The sequence below is a fragment of the uncultured Photobacterium sp. genome (assembly GCF_947039875.1).
GTDB lineage: Bacteria > Pseudomonadota > Gammaproteobacteria > Enterobacterales > Vibrionaceae > Photobacterium.
On the sequence record NZ_CAMRAN010000016.1, the window covers coordinates 26,262 to 42,596 of the forward strand.

A 16,335-nucleotide genomic window follows, 5' to 3' on the forward strand; every position below is an offset into this window, starting at 1 on the left:
TAATGGCTATCTCATTAAAATAACTACTTATTATCATTAAGAATAATATTGAGATACATTTCTTTCGCCATCGGAATTAAATTGGTGTTTTTTGTTATTTGTAACGATGCAAGTAGGCCATTAAAGATTAATTCTGCTTGTTGTGATTTAAGTTCAGCATTATTAATATTATTTTCAATTAACAACGCTTTAATCATATCGACACGCATATTCTTATAGCCACTGCATATATCTGCAATGTCATCGTCAGTATGGTTGAATTCACTATAGGCTAATTGAAAATAACACCCATTAAATAAATCATCTTTTACTAATGCGACTAAGAGATCAAACCGTTCTGATAGCTTTTGTTCAAGTGTTAATGATGGGTCAGAAAACGTAAGAACGAGGTGATTCAAGGCGCGTTCACTGAATAAAATAAGCGCTTCTTTTATAAGATTTTCTTTTGAAATGAAATACTTATAGATGGTTGCTTTTGATACCCCTGTTGCAGTTGTGATCGTATCCATACTCGTGCCATGGAAGCCATATTGCGCACATAAAGTGATTGTTTTATTAATAATATTCAATCGCTTTTGTTGTTGTTTATTCATGGACCTTACCTCTTTTGTCATTACCTTGATCATAACAAAATAAACTGTTTAGTTCAAAACTCTTGACAGGTAATCACTTACACACTAGATTGAACTGAACAGTTTAGTTCAATCTGGTTGGGTAGGATCAATATGGAAAGTTTAAGAACAAATACAGTAGCACCACCAGCAACAACGGTAGGGTATAAATTAGGTGTTTTCGGCGTTGTGTTAGTTTTATTGTGGATTGGTATTTTTAAATTTACGCCAACGGAAGCGGCAGCAATTGAACCGCTTATTAAAAATCATCCCTTAATGGGGTGGACATACCATTTCTTCTCAGTCCAAACCGTGTCTAATCTGGTTGGTTTAAGTGAGATAGTGGTGGCAATTGGGCTTATTTATGGCTTCTTTAACCCAAAAATTGGCTATATCTCAGGTGTTATAGCAAGTGCTATTTTTATCGTGACACTCAGTTTTTTATTTACGACACCAAATACTTGGAAAGTGGTCGATAACGTTCCCATTGCAAACTTCTTTTTAGTTAAAGACATTCTATTTTTAGCAATCGCAATAATGGTTGTTGAACACAATAAAAAATTATTATCTCATAATCCACAATAGGTGCTTTATTATGAAATACGTTATTCATGCTTTTTTAATTACAGTAATTAGTTTAGTTTCTTATGCAGCATCGGCTAAAGATGGCGACTTTATGGGAACTGTTAGCTTTGATAAAGCCGCCACAAATACGATCTCTTTACAACGATACATGAAGAAAGCATCGATTGATAAATCATATTCTGGCGTATTAATAAAGCAGAAAGTAACAATGCTTACTTTCCAAGAAAAGTTATTATCAGCGGCAGATAAGTAATTATAAAACAGAGACTATTCTATGATACATAGCGACACTCTTTGAATACTAGGAGTGTCGCAGTTATATGTTAGTAGCGCTAGGTTAGACGTCATGGATAAGCAAACATCCAAAGGGCAGGTGATTAAGGCGGTGCGTGATCAATTTGGATTTACGTTTGAAAATAGTATGAGTTTTTGTGACTTTTTCAATGATGTTGAAATGCTTAATGAAACCTATTTTAGTTACGCGATGACTAATGCCCATCCTGATATTAAAAAACTAGCTCGGTTTATTGTGCCAAGTAGTAATGAGTAAGACGTCGTTAGCGTAATCAAATTGCAGGTGTTACAGTGTCACGAGCGAGGGGTAAGGTATGACATTTTTACACTTAAGTGAGGCTATAAATTCTATTGACAAATATTGGTAATGAATTACATTCTTATTTAGGTTGTTGATACATTGCATAACTAAGGCGCATTTTATGAGCACAGATGAACTATTTCCTTTATATGTCATTATTTCTGTCGTTGTTTTTTTATTCTTTATGTTCTTTTTATTTATACAGTTATACCTAAAAGCAAAAAAAGAAAATATTGGGGGGTGCTGTAACGCAGAAGTAAAATCATCATCAAAGAAAAAAAGGAACAATCATCATTAATTGTTCCGTTGAAAGAACACCATTATGTAATGTAATGGTGTTTTTTGATTAAAATTAATATCATTAGCAGGTAGAATATTCAGCATTAATAATAACATGTTGGAATAATTACTGTTTATGGCATCTTCAATTAAATTTATCGCAACAGACATGGATGGCACGTTACTGAGTGATGACAAGGTACTTCCTGCTGATTTTTACGAAGTATTTAATCAATTGGATGCTAAAAATATTCTGTTTGCTGCGGCGTCTGGTCGGCAGTATCAGAGTTTAGCGAATACGTTTGAGCCAATTAAAGACAAGATGTTATTTATTGCTGAAAACGGTACGTTAGTGATGCACCAAGGCAAAGAGCTTTACAGTTCAACTATCCCTACGCCTGAAATTCATGCCATCATTACTAGTATTAAAACGATTGATGATACCTTCATTGTTCTCTGCGGTAAAAACTCTGCTTATACTGAAACAACAGATGAACACGCGCTAGAAGAAATTAAGAAATATTACCATAACCTTGAATTCGTTAATGATTTACTGGCTGTTGATGATGAATTTATTAAGATTGCGGTACTTAACTTTAATGGTACCGAGGCGCTGGTATATCCTATTATTGCGCCGTTATATTCTCAAACTCATCAAGTAGTGATCAGTGCTAAAGTATGGCTTGATGTGATGCATAAAACCGCCTCTAAAGGTGCTGCGATTAAGGAATTACAACGTATTTTTGATTTTACGTTTGAAGAAAGCATGAGTTTTGGTGATTTCTTAAATGATGTTGAAATGCTAAAAGAAACCTATTTTAGTTATGCGATGGACAATGCGCATCCTGAAATAAAACAACTAGCGCGCTTTCATGCACCGAGCAACAATGACCAAGGCGTAATGACCGTGATTAAAGAGAAAGTATTAAACTAAATGTTGGGATAGAGTATTGATTTTATTTAGATATTAACAAATTATTCAAACTGTTTTGATGATGATGTTTTTAAATATAATGAAGCAATACAGTGAGTTGTATTTGTATACTTAAATAAAGGAAAAGGAATGTCACCTCAACGCATATTTGCCAGTGTTGCACTTGTTATTGCTTTAGGATCGCTAGAAAAAAGTATTGTTACTACACCATTATCTCTTATTGGCCAGGATCTCAATGCAGGACAGGCATTAACTTGGGTCGTAACGGCCTATTTATTAGCGGCAACTGCTGTCCTTCCTGTTTACGGTAAATTGAGTGATATTTTTGGGCGTGTAAAAATGCTCAACGTAAGTATTGTTTTATTTATGCTGGGCTCTATTGCGTGTGGTTTATCTGATACGTTAGGTCAATTAATTGCAAGTCGTGTTTTGCAAGGACTGGGGGGCGGTGGTTTAATTGCATTAGCCTTTACGGTGATCGCAGACAGTATTCCTGCTCGTATTGTAGGTAAATATCAAGGTTATATTTCGATTGTTTATGCGGTATCCAGTATTGCAGGACCATTACTGGGGGGCTTTTTTGCAGAACATCTTAACTGGCGCTGGATCTTTTGGATCAATTTACCATTAGGTTTACTGGCTTTATTGATGGTTAATCGTACTTTATCTCATTTAAGTAAAGGTCGAAAATCGCCATTTGACTGGAAAGGGGCGGCACTGCTTATCAGTGTGACGACACTGGTGCTATTACTGTTATCTCCTGAATCTCAACTTCCAATAGGTTGGGTGTCAAGTGCGTTATTGTTATCGCTAATACTGCTTTATATTGTGGAAAAATTCGCGAAAGATCCAATCCTTCCTGCTCGTTTAGCGCGTTTGCCTGGTTACTTAGTTAGCGTGAGTTTAATTTTATGTTCACAGTTACTGATGTTTGCCGTGTTGGTTTATTTTCCTTTACAGCTTCAATGGCAAAAAGGATTAACCGCATCAGAGAGTGGACTATTTATGATGATCTTCATGTTTAGTATTACAACCGGCGCATTTATTGGCGGCAAGTTAATCGCGCGTTGGGGTAATTATAAAATTTTCGTCATGCTTGGATTTTTCATGACAGCCTTGGCTTTATGGCAATTACATTTTGATTTTGAAGTGAAATTAGCACTTATTTTTGCTGGTCTTGGATTGGGTTTCACATTGCCTGCTTTAAGTGTGGTTGTACAAAATGTATTACCACCGCGAGATCGTGGTATTGGGATGTCATTGTTTAATTTTGGGCGTGAGCTAGGCGGTGCTATTGGTGTTGCTGTTTGTTCTGCGGTCTTCCATTTCCAATTGCCTGATAATGTGTTGGCGAGTAGTCAAAATGGTTTAGCAGGGGTTGATTCTCGTCTGTTAGAGTCAGGGTTTACTTCGACTTATCTTATGATGGCAGTAGTCGCCGTAATCGCCTTTATTTTGGCTGTATTTGCATTAAAAAAACGCCCATTATCAGATGAAGTTGAGTTAGATTCATAAATAAATCAGTTGTGGAATAATGTGATGCAAAGACTGAGAGTAATATCTAAATAAAGCGGGTTAATCACAGTATTATTATTCATGGGTGAATGTAGCCAACTGAAAGTGATACAAATCTAACTATTGGGATTATTGAGTATCTCCTACAATTTGATAGGAGTAATGTCTTTACTTAAGAATACTACTATTCAGAGGTGATTATGAGTTTGTTTTATGTTGATAAAAATGCGCAAGATAACGGCGATCATGAAATTCATACAGCAACATGTAGCCACAGCCCAGGTTCAAAAAATTGTGATGCGCTTGGTTATCATACAGCCTGTAGTACTGCATTAGAGGCAGCTAAAAAGATATATCCTCAATCAAATGGTTGCTATTACTGCTCATATTCCAGCTATACATCTGAAAATAAGTAAAATATTACTAGCGATGTGATAATGCAGATTATTACGTCGCTATTTTTTATCTGTAATTTACTTCCCCCCGAATTTCACCTTTGAACCTCATAACATTAAATTAATTACTGATATTGACGCGCTATAATTACAATTTAGTGTAGTATTCAAATCATAGATAACGTCAGCGTTAAAGGGTTAAAATGGAAATTGACTATAAAGTTAATCATCCAATCACAGTACATCAATACATTGAATTAATGAACAAAATAGCATTAAATGAACCTCGAATGGTTGATGATGAAGCGGTTGTCCAAAGTATATTAAACAATAGTAATTTAATCGTCACGGCATGGGTTGATGAGCAACTTGTGGGATTGGCGCGTTCAATGACAGATTTCTATGCTTATTGCTACTTATCTGATCTTGCGGTTGATGAAAATGTTCAATCGATGGGTATTGGTAAATATCTTATTTTAGTCACGGCAGAATCTGTGGCTGAGAGTTGTAAAATTGTTTCATTATCCGCGCCTGAAGCGGCAGGATATTATTCTAAAATTGGTTTTAAGGAACAGAATTGTACGTGGGCATTAACGGATATTAGTGAGTTAATATTACCCTAAGATAACAGTTATATTGATTCTTATGAGCTGTATATTATATAAAGTAATAACAATAGAGTAATAAGATGATCTGATTATTGTCTTGTCTATCTATTGACCATGTTAGTAGAACAATGCAAAAAAATAGAGATTGAACTATCATATTACTTGCTATAAATCTGCATCTTGGTGTAATTTCTCACCACTATTTATTTTTGGAATAATGATCATGCCAAAGGCTAGTGAGATTAAAAAATTTGCTGCTATTGAACTTAACGGTAAAGTAGCTTTAGTTAAAGAAATTACTAAGCTAACGCCTAGTGGTCGTGCAGGCGCAAGTCTTTACCGTATGCGTATTTATGATGTTGCAACGGGCTCAAAATCAGATGTTAGCTTCAAAGCTGATGAAATGATTACGTTGGCAGATTTCCGTCGTCAAAAAGCATCGTTCTCATACATTGATGGTGAAGAATATGTGTTTATGGATGATGAAGATTACACTCCATACACTTTCACTAAAGAATCAATTGCAGAAGAATTACTGTTCATCACTGAAGATACTAAAGGTATTGAAGTATTGACTGTAGACGGTGCACCTGTTGCACTAGAACTACCAGCAACAGTAGAGCTAACAATTGTTGAGACAGATCCGTCAATTAAAGGCGCATCTGCAAGTGCTCGTACTAAGCCTGCAACATTATCTACAGGTCTTGTTGTTCAAGTTCCTGAGTACATTGCAAACGGTGAAAAAATTAAAATCAACACAGCTGAACACAAGTTCATGAGCCGTGCTGATAAATAATAATTAGTTATTATTGTCTTATAAAGCCAGTGTCGTTATGCGATGCTGGTTTTTTTATAATCGTCATAAACATAATGCATAGGGAATAATGTGGTTCAGACAATAACGATTGGCGTAGCTAAAAAAGAAGATTTATACGCGGTCTATCAGTTAGAACAGCATTTGTTTGGTGATCATGGCTATCCTGATTTTTTTATTCGTCAGGCTTATGATTGTTGGCCTGCTGGCTTATTAGTCGCTCGTGAACAGAATAATGTTATTGGCTATGTGCTGTGTGCACCTCAATTTAATGGTATATCCTTAAAGGCAATCGATGGCTGGATATTGGCATTAGCTGTCGATAGTAGTGTACAGGGACGTGGGGTAGGGAAAAAACTAATGCAAGAAGCTATGGCGGCACTTACTGGGTGTGAAAAACTGTGGTTAACAGTACATCCAGACAATCATGCTAAAAATTTGTATCAACAGCTCGGTTTTACAGATGTAGAACAAGAAAGTGATTATTTTGGTCTTGCTCAACCACGCGTAAAAATGGTGTACGAGGCGGTGTGATCTGCGGTTACATAAAGAATAGATACAAAAAAAGGGTATTTAGAATACCCTTTACTTCTTTCAACTGTCCGTTGAAAAATTAAACGCGCTCAACGTTAGCAGCTTGAGGGCCTTTTTGGCCTTGCTCAACGTCAAAAGAAACTTTTTGACCTTCAGCTAGAGATTTGAAGCCTTCACCAGTGATAGCACGGAAGTGAACGAATACGTCAGCACCGCCATTGTCTTGAGTGATAAAACCGAAACCTTTCTCATCGTTGAACCACTTAACGATACCAGTTGCTTTAGACATGTTATGTCTCCTGAAATAATAAATTAATAGCGCACATTACGCTGTTTTACTTATGTACAAAAGAATAATGAAGCGCTTCAGGACAACTGTGAACATTTGAACAGTATATCGAAGTTTTCTCTTTCAATTTGTTGCATAAATAGGTCTTTAATAAAACCACGAGTATTAGGCCATTTTCACTTTAAAAGGGCAAGTTTCTCTTGTAAGAACAAGCTAATAATGTGACCACTTTAACAAAATAACATGTCACTAAATTATGCTACTGAGTGCTCATTGTGAGGGGGCGAGCGGCTAGAATTGGGTTTTTATTATGTATCGAATGATATTGTGTTTATTAAGCTTGTATGTCTGTTGTGAGCAAAGATAGAAAAGGGCCCAATGAGCCCTTTAGTATTGCTACTGTTCAAGATTATTAGACTCTTTCAACGTTTGCAGCTTGAAGACCTTTAGGACCTTGCTCTGTTTCGTAAGATACTTTTTGGCCTTCAGCTAAGGTTTTAAAGCCATCGCCACTAATCGCACGGAAGTGTACAAATACATCAGCACCGCCGTCATCTTGAGTGATAAAACCAAACCCTTTTTCTTCGTTAAACCACTTAACGGTACCTGTTGCTTTTGACATGTTGTCTCCTGATCAATCTATTTTCACACGGTATGGCCAATATTTGATTACGGAGCGATTTGAGTGTTGAACTCTGTTGCTGATCATGAAGATGACAGCGAAGATATCCTTGTTCAGATTGCTTTCATTGTAAATAAGTACTGGTCTATTATGAAGATTAGGCGGTGATCGGTGATTTGCAAATCAAATTGATTATTTTTATGAAGAAAACATCATTATTGTCGTGTCATCATTATTTCTTTGGTCTTTCATCTAAATGTCTTTTTTATTAGTTATTATCTCAAATGTTTCTTGAACGAAATCAAAGCAAATTTAAATAAGAAAGGGCATAATTTAGCTAATGAAAGATCTTTGAGCGTATGTTAACGCATCACCTAGATGATAATCTGCGGTTATTACTTGAGTTTACAGCAGATTTTCTGTTATAACGATTTTAGAAAAAAACTGAGACTCGACGGTTATGTACTAGGAAGTGCATTTTTCCTAATTATTAGCATTAAATCAGTTTCACAAGGCTTTATTTTCAGACTAAGGACAAAACATGAACAACATCCTTGAACTTGTTCGTCAGACTCGCCGTAAAAATAAACTTAAACGCGAGATCCTAGATAACGATCGTAAAATTCGTGATAACCGTAAGCGTGTAGAATTATTAGAAAACATGCTGGATTATATCAAACCAGATATGAGTCACGATCAAATGTTAGAAATCATCGAAAATATGAAAGCTGATTACGAAGATCGTGTTGATGATCATATCATCATTAGTGCGGAGCTATCTAAAGAGCGCCGTGACGTTAGCAAGAACGTTAAAGATCTTAAAAAAGCAGAAATTACAGCACACAAACATAATTAATCTTATGTTTGTTGGTTAATGAAGGCCTGGGCTATAATTGCTCAGGTTTTTTTTGCTTGTTTTTTATTCGGTATGTTTGAGGCTAGAGTAAAAAAGAATGACAAAGCATAAAAAGAGCCCGAAACTATTCCTGTATCGGGCTTAGGGGAATAGGCTCAGTGATGAGCCTTGCGCTAACTGGTTATATCTGGAATGTGATTACACTATCAATATTAGCTCAGCTTTGATGATTTTCCAGTTTTTATGACTATTTTATCAATAAAGTTGTAGTTAACCCTAGTGCGTTGAATAGAATTAAATATCAAACAAGTTAGTATCACGTACTAATTCACGAGGTAAACCATTTTTAATTCGATTCCCAACCCATTTACCGATACCAATAGGGTAGTCACGGTAAGTCACAATAACTTCGCCTTTACCTGTTAAGTTTTCTGGGCGGATATCACGCCCCATAAACCACTCTTTAGCTTGGGCAGCTGTTAATGCAATAGCAACAGATTCTTGACCTGTCGCTAGTGTCATTATCGCCTCATGTTGCCAGCGATAACCTTTCTTATGTTGCTCTGCTAATTTAATACCGATACGTTGGAAACGAATCTCACCAATTAAATGTTTTATTTGCGTTGGAAATAACCAAACTTCTTTATCTCGTAACCAAATATCACTGTTAGCCGATAAACTAATATTAAGATCGGTATTGAGTTGTTCAGCAATTAGTTGTTGTTCGTCGGTTTTAACTTGGCTAAAAGGAAATTTGCCCATGCGTTTTTTAACTGGATCGGTGTCAACGGAAGCATGCTTACGAATCCGTGCAACAAAGAAGCCTTCACTATCAAAAACCTGAGGATAAACGTGTAAGAAGCCTTCAGTCGTTAATGCCTTGGCTGCGCCTTCGAATAAATCCCCTAAAGATTCAAATTCAACCGCATCACCAAAGGTTTCTTTTAGGTAATGACAGACTTCTTGGTTTTCACGCTGGTTAAGGGTACAGGTTGAATACACCATAACACCGTCTGGTTTTAGTGCTTGGAATGCACTAACAATTAACCTGCGTTGTACTGCGGCAATTTCATCGATAGATTCAAGGCTCCAGTTTGCCATTGCGTCATCATCTTTACGAATCGCGCCTTCACCAGAACAGGGGGCATCGAGCAAGATTGAGTCAAACGCTTCAGGTGCCCATGTACCAAAGACACAACCATCAAAGTGTGTTAAGGCCGCGTTATGGACGCCGCAACGCTGTAGGTTGGCGTGTAATACTTTAATACGGCTTGCAGCAAGTTCATTTGCTACTAATGCGCCTTGGTTTTGCATCGTACAAGCAATTTGAGTTGTTTTAGAACCTGGTGCTGATGCCATATCAAGCACGCAATCAAGGGCGTGGTTGTTATCAAGTAAAGCGGTAACCGGCATCATTGAACTGGCTTCTTGAATGTAAAACAATCCAGCCATATGTTCGGCAGTGTTACCTAATGAAACGCTTTCTTCATCCTCACGTTTGATCCAAAAACCTGTATCACACCAAGGAACTGGGGTTAAGGTCCAATCTTTATCAGCAACGCGAGTAAGAAAGTCAGCCACACTTATTTTAAGTGTATTAACGCGAATGCTGCGACGTAGCGGCGTTTTACAACAGCTAATAAACTCATCAATACTCAGGTTTTCTGGCATTGTATGCTTGATGAGATCAATAAAAGCGTCAGGAATATAGATATTAGGATGCAAGGTAGCACTCTCTGTCAAACTAGCAATGTCGGGATTCTATACTAAATAGGAACAAATATATATCAGCTATCAATGCTTCTAAGTTTGTTATAGATGAGGGCGGATTATCCGTTTTATATTGTGTACAAAAACCGTATTTATTTGCGTTAAGCGATCAAAAAAGGAGCATCAGATGCTCCTTTTATATAGGGTGTTTATGTGATTATTTGATAGGAATAGCGGTGCGCCAATTTACCCATTGTGGATTAACTTCTTTATTAAGTAAAAAGTGTTTACCTTGTTTTGCCTGTGGTGCCAATGGCTGTGTCGCAGGCGTTGCAAATGAGATCCCACCGCGCAGTAAGCTATCAAACGTACCTGCTTTTACTTTTGCACCTGTAATGCCTACATCGACATTTAGGCCAGAAGTATTCCAGAATACGCTATTTGCACGAACAAGATGACGGTATTTTTGTTCGATTTGAACGGTAATTAATACCCGATCCGCTAATGCACCTAAAGTAACTTTGATGACTTGTCCGACTTGAATATCACGGTAAAGTAGTGGTGTACCTTCACTGATAGATCCACGTTGTTCACTTTCAAGAATAAAGGTTTTTCCTGCATCAAATAATTCAGCAGAGCCTAATTTAAAACGATTAGCGCTGACTCCTTTTCCTGGTTGTACGGCAATATATGAGCTTAATAGTGAGTCTAAATTTTCACTACCACTTAAACTGATTTTTGGTTTTACAACCCAGAAGTAACTATCTTTACGCGCAACGATATTGGCATACTGAGGGAATAAGCGCGCTTCTACAGTGACATTATTATGGTCAAAGTTTGGTTTGATATTATCCACTTTACCAATGATGACACCTTGATATTTAATCGCGGTTGATTTTGATATCGAACGGGCATCATTAGCAGTTAATGTGATCATGACACCAAAATCTTGCGCATCACTTAAACTTGAGTAAAGTTTATAACTATTACCAGAACGATTAACCACACCTTTGATTGAATCAAACGCAATGCCACCTTTTAATAATGTTGATAAGGGATCTGCTTTGATTTTAACGCCGTTAAGCCCAGCTTCAACTTCTACACCTGAACGGTTCCAAAAGACGGTATTACTGTCGATTAGATGGCGGTATTGCTTTTGGATGTTGAGTTTAATTTCAACCCCTGAGGTTGTAAGTGAAAAACTGGTGATTTCACCTACTTGTAAATTACGATAAAGCACGGGGCTACCTTCAGAGATAGGTGGCAAGTTTTTCGTTACAAGTGTTAGTGTTGTAAATCCTTTTAATTTCTCATCAGCAAGTTTAGCTAAGTGTCTATTTTTAAATAGTGAATATTGCTTTTTTATGCCTGGTTTGCCACTTGCAGTAAAGCTTATTGCACTGCTTATTAGTTGATCTGCTGCGGGAATCGAAACGTCGACACCGTTATTACTGATATTGGCTTCAATGCCGCCATCAATAAAGAAACGACTGTGAGAGCGAACTAAATGGGTATATTGTGGTTGAATTAATGCATCAAATCGAACCTGATCACCATCGAGTTTTACTACGGTAATATGGCCAACATCAATGCCACGGTAGCGCAGTGCTGTACCTGATTTTAAGCCATAGCTCTTGTCTGCAAAAAGAGAGAATACAGCAACGCCGGGTTGTTGTTCTTCAAGTGTATTTTTGGTAATAGCGGTAAAGTGACGGGCTTTTTTACCTTCGCCTGGAATTAAGCGTAAGTAGTTACCGCGTACAAGGTTGCCAATATTTTTAACACCAGAAAGTGAGACTTGTGCTTCTTCAAGTAATAATCGAGAACCGCTGTTGAGCAAATCACTCATGCTTGGCTCAATTGCAGCATGAGCAATAATTTTATTGGTTTTATTATCCAACTTTAGATCGGAAATTTTACCAATCTGTAAGCCTCGATACATAATGGGCGCGCCTGCATTGCTGACGTCATTGTTATCAGGCAATGTAATAGTGATCGCAATACCACGCCCAGCAGTATTAATATCTGGATAGAGATTAAATAAGTGCCCTTCATCAATCGGTTTGCCAGCATCAGGCGAATCAAAGGCAATGGCTCCGGCAATGAGTGCCGATAGACTTTCAAATTGAACATCAACACCATTAAAACCAATATTGGCATTTACACCGCTAACATTCCAAAAACGACTTTTATTGGTGACTAAATTAGCATAACGTGGCTTGATAAGTGCATCTATTAAGACTTCTTTTTTATTAGCACTAAGTGTGTAGTTATAAATCTCACCGACAGGGATCTTTTTATAAAAAATTTGGGAGCCAATACTTAAGGAGCCCAAATTAGGGGCTTTTAATTGCAGGGTTAAACCATTATGTGCTGGTAAGTTGGCGGGTTGATTTTCAAGTGCAGTAAACTTAGTCGCAAACTCACCAGAGCCAGGTTGAAGGGCAATGTAGTTACCAGATACAAGCGCATCTAATCCTGAAATACCAGTAATGGATGCTTTTGGTTTTACTAGCCAAAATTGAGTATGTGTGTGTAACGTTTTGACCGCTTCAGGATAAATATCAGCAGACACATAAATACTTTTAAGATCTTTAGATAATGTCACATCTCGAACGATACCGACTTCTAAGCCTTGATAACGAATTGTTGTACGGCCAGCAACTAAACCGACAGCATCATTAAAGTGAATTTGGATACGCTCGCCACCTTCATTAACCGCTTTATATAATAACCAGCCTGCGACAATAATGGCGAGAAGGGGTAATAACCATAGGGGAGATAAGCCGCGATCACGACGGATATTAACCTGTTGTGGTTGTGTGTTATTTGGTTCGTTGTTCATATTTGTCCCAGATTAGACGAGAATCTAAGCTCTCTGCTGCTAACATTGTTAAGATAACGACCATGGCAAAAGCGATTGCTCCAGGTCCAGGCGTGAAATCAAGAATTTGTCCACGATCGATTAACGCGACCATAATCGCGATAACAAAAAGATCCATGACTGACCATTTTCCAATCCAATGCACCATTCGAAAAATACGCATACGTTGTAGGCGGTGGCGATGTTGTTTAAATTGAATGCATAACAATATATATGCTAACCCAATGATTTTAGCGACGGGAACAACAATACTAGCAACAAATATAATGATGGCAATACTCGTCATTCCTGTTTTAACCAATCCAGCCACTCCTGAAAAGATAGTATCTTCAATACGCTTGCCGTTATTCATAAAGATAGAAATAGGATAAAGGTTTGCGGGTAAAATGAAAATACTGGCGGTAATAAGGTAAGCCCATGTTTTTTGTAGCGACTTAGGAATTCGATGATGCAAGTGGCTATCACAACGGCGGCAATTGGGTAATGCTTCTTGGGTTAATTGACAGCAATGGCAAACAGTATCGAGCTTATCACTGATATGTTCATCTTCTGGTTGCCATGCATCCCAGTAACGACGAACACTGATTTTCGTTAGTAATACTGACAATAATATTTGCATACTGATTAAACAATATAATCCTACGCCAACATAAATTTCCGCTACCTCTTGTACTTTAAAACATGAAATAGCCAAGCTAACTAAGAAGACCTCTAACATTGTCCATTGTTTTAAATGGGACAAGATCCATAACGACATTTTAAAAATACGGAAGTATCGAAGACGTAATGAGAACTGCGCGCTCAAAACTGCACTGATCAGTAATAAGGGGGCAATGGCACTACAAAAAAGAATTAATATGGCGACAGCGGGGAAAGTCGGTGCGAGTGCTATGGTGCCAGATGCCAGTGTGGCGGGGATCATTTGACCCACTAGACGAATAGTAATTAGCGGTAAACTAATAGTGGGGATATAAATAATAAGACAAGCAACCGCAAGCGCTAATTCTGCATTAAAGTGTGCAATACCACCGCGATAGAGTCGAGTATGACAACGTGGGCAATAGGCACTGTGTCCTTGTGTTGCCGTTTCAGGCTGCACAAGTAAATCGCAGCCTGGGCAGCGTCGAGCCTTCGACATGGTGCGTTTCTTCCTTTTGTAATGAGGTGCACAAAAGCGCTCATTGAGTGTCGAGTTATCCATTGTTAATACAAACGATGAATACTCTCAATGAGCGCCGATCGATGACACTATATTATTTTGCGTTGACGCTGGCTACTGCTTCGTGAGAATCGATATGATGAGAAGGGACGTCAACTGACTGAATTGGCCCATAAAGTGTTTGATATAGCCCTTGTGTATTGACTAACTCTAAGTGTGTACCTGACTGGCTAACTAAACCATCTTCAAGTACATAAATAATGTCAGCTTGTTTTACGGCAGATAAACGATGAGCAACAATAAGCGTGGTTTTATTTTTCAAAAAGCCATTAAGTGCGGAATGTAGTGCTGCTTCTGTTGAGGTGTCTAATGCTGATGTCGCTTCATCAAGAATAACAAACTCAGGATTGGTTAGTACCATACGCGCAATGGCTAATCGTTGACGCTGCCCGCCAGATAAGCGAATACCTTGACGGCCAATTTCAGTATCTAAGCCATGGGTCAAGCGTTCTGTTACATCAGCAAGTTGAGCGATATCTAATGCTTGCCATAATTGTTCATCACTAAATGATGCGCCAAGGGTTAAGTTATGACGTAACGTTTCATTAAATAACACGGGTTGTTGTAATACCACCGCCATTTTTTCACGTAAGGCTTCATAGCTAACGGCTTCAATAGGATGGCTGTTTATTAAAATGTCACCACTATTTTTTTGATAAATACCTAATAGTAATTGAATTAATGTCGATTTACCGCCGCCAGAGGCTCCCACCAAAGCCACACGCTTACCAGCTGGAATATCAAGGTTTAAGCCGCAGAGCACTTCTTTGTCGTTATCATAAGAAAAATGTAAGTTGCGAATTTTAATAGCAATGGTTTGATTATCATTAAAAGGGTAAACCGTTGCTGGTAGACGGGTTTCTTCTTCCAATGATAATAAACTATTAAGACGTTGCATTGCCGCAGATGCGCTATACCAAGCGAATTGAATACCTAATAATTCTTGAATTGGCCCTAACATAAACCATAGATAACTAAAGACAGCTAACATTTCACCAATGGTTAAATTACTAAATAACACCATCAACATGGCGACAGCGCGAAATATCTCAAATCCGATTAAGAATAAGAGAAAGGAAACACGACCAGCAGCTTCTGATTGCCACGCATATTTATCAGCACTGTGGCGAATATCATTGGCATTGCCTTTTAATTGTTCTAAAAAATCATGTTCACGGTTAGAGGCACGTAATTGATATAGGCCATCTAATACCTCAATTAGACGATGTTGAAAGACTTCATAAGATTTGTTTTCTTTACTTTTTAAATTTTTAACGCGACTGCCCATTAGTTTAGAGGCATAAACAACAATAGGGTTGATGATCAAAATGAAAAGTCCAAGCTTCCAATCTAACCACAATAGAACCCCAGCAGTACCGACGACGGTAAAGAGCCCAATAATAAAGCGGCTTAATGTATCACCAACAAATTTATCAATCGTTTCAACATCAGTTATAAGGTGGGAGCTAATACCACCGCTGCCACGCTCTTCATACTGACGCATGCTTATGCGGCCTAATTTATCCAATAAATATTGGCGTAAGTTATAGGTTATATCTTTTGATACTAATGTGAATTGTCTACTTTGCAGTATATTCAACGCCTGACTAACTGTGCGCATTAATACGACTAAGACCAGTACGAGTAAAATATATCCCGTTGCATTGTGCCAAGCTGAAGGTAGAAGGGCGTTGAGATAAGTGATGCCTTCACCGGGTTTATGCAATAAAACTTCATCTACCATTAACGGCATTAAAAGTGGGATAGGTACACTGATTAAAGTTGCAATAACTGCAATAATGTTTGCAACAAGTAATCTTGGTTTATGTAACTTAGCTTGTCGTAGTAACCAAGACCAATTAATCATAAGATGGTTCTTATCTTT

General features: G+C 37.7%; 18 protein-coding genes. 11 read left to right on the forward strand and 7 right to left on the reverse strand.

The features are described from left to right. Positions 1 to 23: 23 nt before the first annotated feature. Positions 24 to 593, reverse strand: coding sequence for a TetR/AcrR family transcriptional regulator (locus Q0V26_RS07680; RefSeq protein ID WP_297480189.1), 570 nt, complete (start codon positions 591 to 593; stop codon positions 24 to 26). A 132-nt stretch (positions 594 to 725) separates the two neighbouring features. On the opposite strand from Q0V26_RS07680, the gene Q0V26_RS07685 reads away from it, so the two are divergent. The 10 genes from Q0V26_RS07685 to Q0V26_RS07730 all read left to right on the forward strand — a co-directional run bounded on the left by Q0V26_RS07685 (position 726) and on the right by Q0V26_RS07730 (position 6,870). Next, on the forward strand, positions 726 to 1,196 hold the full coding sequence (locus Q0V26_RS07685) for a DUF417 family protein (protein WP_297480191.1): 471 nt from the start codon (positions 726 to 728) through the stop codon (positions 1,194 to 1,196). 10 nt (positions 1,197 to 1,206) lie between these two features. Next, positions 1,207 to 1,449, forward strand: coding sequence for a hypothetical protein (locus tag Q0V26_RS07690; RefSeq protein WP_297480194.1), 243 nt, complete (start codon positions 1,207 to 1,209; stop codon positions 1,447 to 1,449). A 54-nt stretch (positions 1,450 to 1,503) separates the two neighbouring features. Beyond that, positions 1,504 to 1,746, forward strand: coding sequence for an HAD hydrolase family protein (locus Q0V26_RS07695; RefSeq protein WP_297480196.1), 243 nt, complete (start codon positions 1,504 to 1,506; stop codon positions 1,744 to 1,746). Positions 1,747 to 1,912: 166 nt separating this feature from the next. Beyond that, complete coding sequence (locus tag Q0V26_RS07700; RefSeq protein WP_297480199.1) at positions 1,913 to 2,089, forward strand: hypothetical protein; 177 nt, start codon at positions 1,913 to 1,915, stop codon at positions 2,087 to 2,089. Positions 2,090 to 2,206: 117 nt separating this feature from the next. Next, the gene (locus tag Q0V26_RS07705; RefSeq protein ID WP_297480202.1) at positions 2,207 to 3,004 is read left to right on the forward strand and encodes a Cof-type HAD-IIB family hydrolase; all 798 of its coding nucleotides are present in this window, start codon (positions 2,207 to 2,209) and stop codon (positions 3,002 to 3,004) included. 129 nt (positions 3,005 to 3,133) lie between these two features. Next, a complete protein-coding gene (locus Q0V26_RS07710; RefSeq protein ID WP_297480204.1) occupies positions 3,134 to 4,519 on the forward strand; it encodes an MDR family MFS transporter in 1,386 nt (461 codons plus the stop codon). 200 nt (positions 4,520 to 4,719) lie between these two features. Beyond that, on the forward strand, positions 4,720 to 4,935 hold the full coding sequence (locus tag Q0V26_RS07715; RefSeq protein ID WP_297480207.1) for a hypothetical protein: 216 nt from the start codon (positions 4,720 to 4,722) through the stop codon (positions 4,933 to 4,935). A gap of 182 nt (positions 4,936 to 5,117) precedes the next feature. Then, positions 5,118 to 5,537, forward strand: a complete 420-nt coding sequence (locus Q0V26_RS07720; protein WP_297480210.1) for a GNAT family N-acetyltransferase — start codon at positions 5,118 to 5,120, stop codon at positions 5,535 to 5,537. 208 nt (positions 5,538 to 5,745) lie between these two features. After that, positions 5,746 to 6,318 (forward strand): elongation factor P-like protein YeiP, encoded by a 573-nt coding sequence (yeiP, locus tag Q0V26_RS07725; protein WP_297480212.1) that lies wholly within the window; start codon positions 5,746 to 5,748, stop codon positions 6,316 to 6,318. Between the two features lie 90 nt (positions 6,319 to 6,408). Then, a complete protein-coding gene (locus tag Q0V26_RS07730; RefSeq protein ID WP_297480214.1) occupies positions 6,409 to 6,870 on the forward strand; it encodes an N-acetyltransferase in 462 nt (153 codons plus the stop codon). 79 nt (positions 6,871 to 6,949) lie between these two features. Here Q0V26_RS07730 and Q0V26_RS07735 read toward each other — a convergent pair whose 3' ends face one another. Beyond that, entirely contained in the window at positions 6,950 to 7,159 is a 210-nt protein-coding gene (locus Q0V26_RS07735; protein ID WP_080157481.1) for a cold-shock protein, read from the reverse strand. 412 nt (positions 7,160 to 7,571) lie between these two features. Further along, positions 7,572 to 7,781, reverse strand: a complete 210-nt coding sequence (locus Q0V26_RS07740; protein ID WP_080157479.1) for a cold-shock protein — start codon at positions 7,779 to 7,781, stop codon at positions 7,572 to 7,574. 541 nt (positions 7,782 to 8,322) lie between these two features. Here Q0V26_RS07740 and Q0V26_RS07745 point away from each other — a divergent pair. Further along, positions 8,323 to 8,637: a DUF496 family protein gene (locus tag Q0V26_RS07745; protein ID WP_297480218.1), complete on the forward strand. Its 315-nt coding sequence runs from the start codon at positions 8,323 to 8,325 to the stop codon at positions 8,635 to 8,637. Positions 8,638 to 8,931: 294 nt separating this feature from the next. On the opposite strand, the gene rsmF is transcribed toward Q0V26_RS07745, so the two are convergent. The 4 genes from rsmF to Q0V26_RS07765 all read right to left on the reverse strand — a co-directional run bounded on the left by rsmF (position 8,932) and on the right by Q0V26_RS07765 (position 16,317). Next, positions 8,932 to 10,362, reverse strand: coding sequence for a 16S rRNA (cytosine(1407)-C(5))-methyltransferase RsmF (gene rsmF / locus Q0V26_RS07750; protein ID WP_297480220.1), 1,431 nt, complete (start codon positions 10,360 to 10,362; stop codon positions 8,932 to 8,934). A gap of 202 nt (positions 10,363 to 10,564) precedes the next feature. Beyond that, complete coding sequence (locus Q0V26_RS07755) at positions 10,565 to 13,192, reverse strand: MlaD family protein (RefSeq protein WP_297480223.1); 2,628 nt, start codon at positions 13,190 to 13,192, stop codon at positions 10,565 to 10,567. Continuing rightward, on the reverse strand, positions 13,173 to 14,369 hold the full coding sequence (locus Q0V26_RS07760) for a paraquat-inducible protein A (protein ID WP_297480226.1): 1,197 nt from the start codon (positions 14,367 to 14,369) through the stop codon (positions 13,173 to 13,175). Before Q0V26_RS07760 ends, Q0V26_RS07755 begins: the two co-directional genes overlap by 20 nt. Before the next feature lie 115 nt (positions 14,370 to 14,484). Beyond that, the gene (locus Q0V26_RS07765; protein WP_297480227.1) at positions 14,485 to 16,317 is read right to left on the reverse strand and encodes an ABC transporter ATP-binding protein; all 1,833 of its coding nucleotides are present in this window, start codon (positions 16,315 to 16,317) and stop codon (positions 14,485 to 14,487) included. Positions 16,318 to 16,335: the final 18 nt, after the last annotated feature.

Coding starts and splice junctions, on each gene's coding strand:
- yeiP (WP_297480212.1), top strand. CDS start 5,746: ATGCCAAAGGCTAGTGAGATTAAAAAATTTGCTGCTATTGAACTTAAC.
- Q0V26_RS07760 (WP_297480226.1), bottom strand. CDS start 14,369: ATGTCGAAGGCTCGACGCTGCCCAGGCTGCGATTTACTTGTGCAGCCT.
- Q0V26_RS07740 (WP_080157479.1), bottom strand. CDS start 7,781: ATGTCAAAAGCAACAGGTACCGTTAAGTGGTTTAACGAAGAAAAAGGG.
- Q0V26_RS07720 (WP_297480210.1), top strand. CDS start 5,118: ATGGAAATTGACTATAAAGTTAATCATCCAATCACAGTACATCAATAC.
- Q0V26_RS07755 (WP_297480223.1), bottom strand. CDS start 13,192: ATGAACAACGAACCAAATAACACACAACCACAACAGGTTAATATCCGT.
- Q0V26_RS07690 (WP_297480194.1), top strand. CDS start 1,207: ATGAAATACGTTATTCATGCTTTTTTAATTACAGTAATTAGTTTAGTT.
- Q0V26_RS07705 (WP_297480202.1), top strand. CDS start 2,207: ATGGCATCTTCAATTAAATTTATCGCAACAGACATGGATGGCACGTTA.
- Q0V26_RS07680 (WP_297480189.1), bottom strand. CDS start 593: ATGAATAAACAACAACAAAAGCGATTGAATATTATTAATAAAACAATC.
- Q0V26_RS07710 (WP_297480204.1), top strand. CDS start 3,134: ATGTCACCTCAACGCATATTTGCCAGTGTTGCACTTGTTATTGCTTTA.
- Q0V26_RS07765 (WP_297480227.1), bottom strand. CDS start 16,317: ATGATTAATTGGTCTTGGTTACTACGACAAGCTAAGTTACATAAACCA.
- Q0V26_RS07745 (WP_297480218.1), top strand. CDS start 8,323: ATGAACAACATCCTTGAACTTGTTCGTCAGACTCGCCGTAAAAATAAA.
- Q0V26_RS07715 (WP_297480207.1), top strand. CDS start 4,720: ATGAGTTTGTTTTATGTTGATAAAAATGCGCAAGATAACGGCGATCAT.
- Q0V26_RS07700 (WP_297480199.1), top strand. CDS start 1,913: ATGAGCACAGATGAACTATTTCCTTTATATGTCATTATTTCTGTCGTT.
- Q0V26_RS07685 (WP_297480191.1), top strand. CDS start 726: ATGGAAAGTTTAAGAACAAATACAGTAGCACCACCAGCAACAACGGTA.
- Q0V26_RS07735 (WP_080157481.1), bottom strand. CDS start 7,159: ATGTCTAAAGCAACTGGTATCGTTAAGTGGTTCAACGATGAGAAAGGT.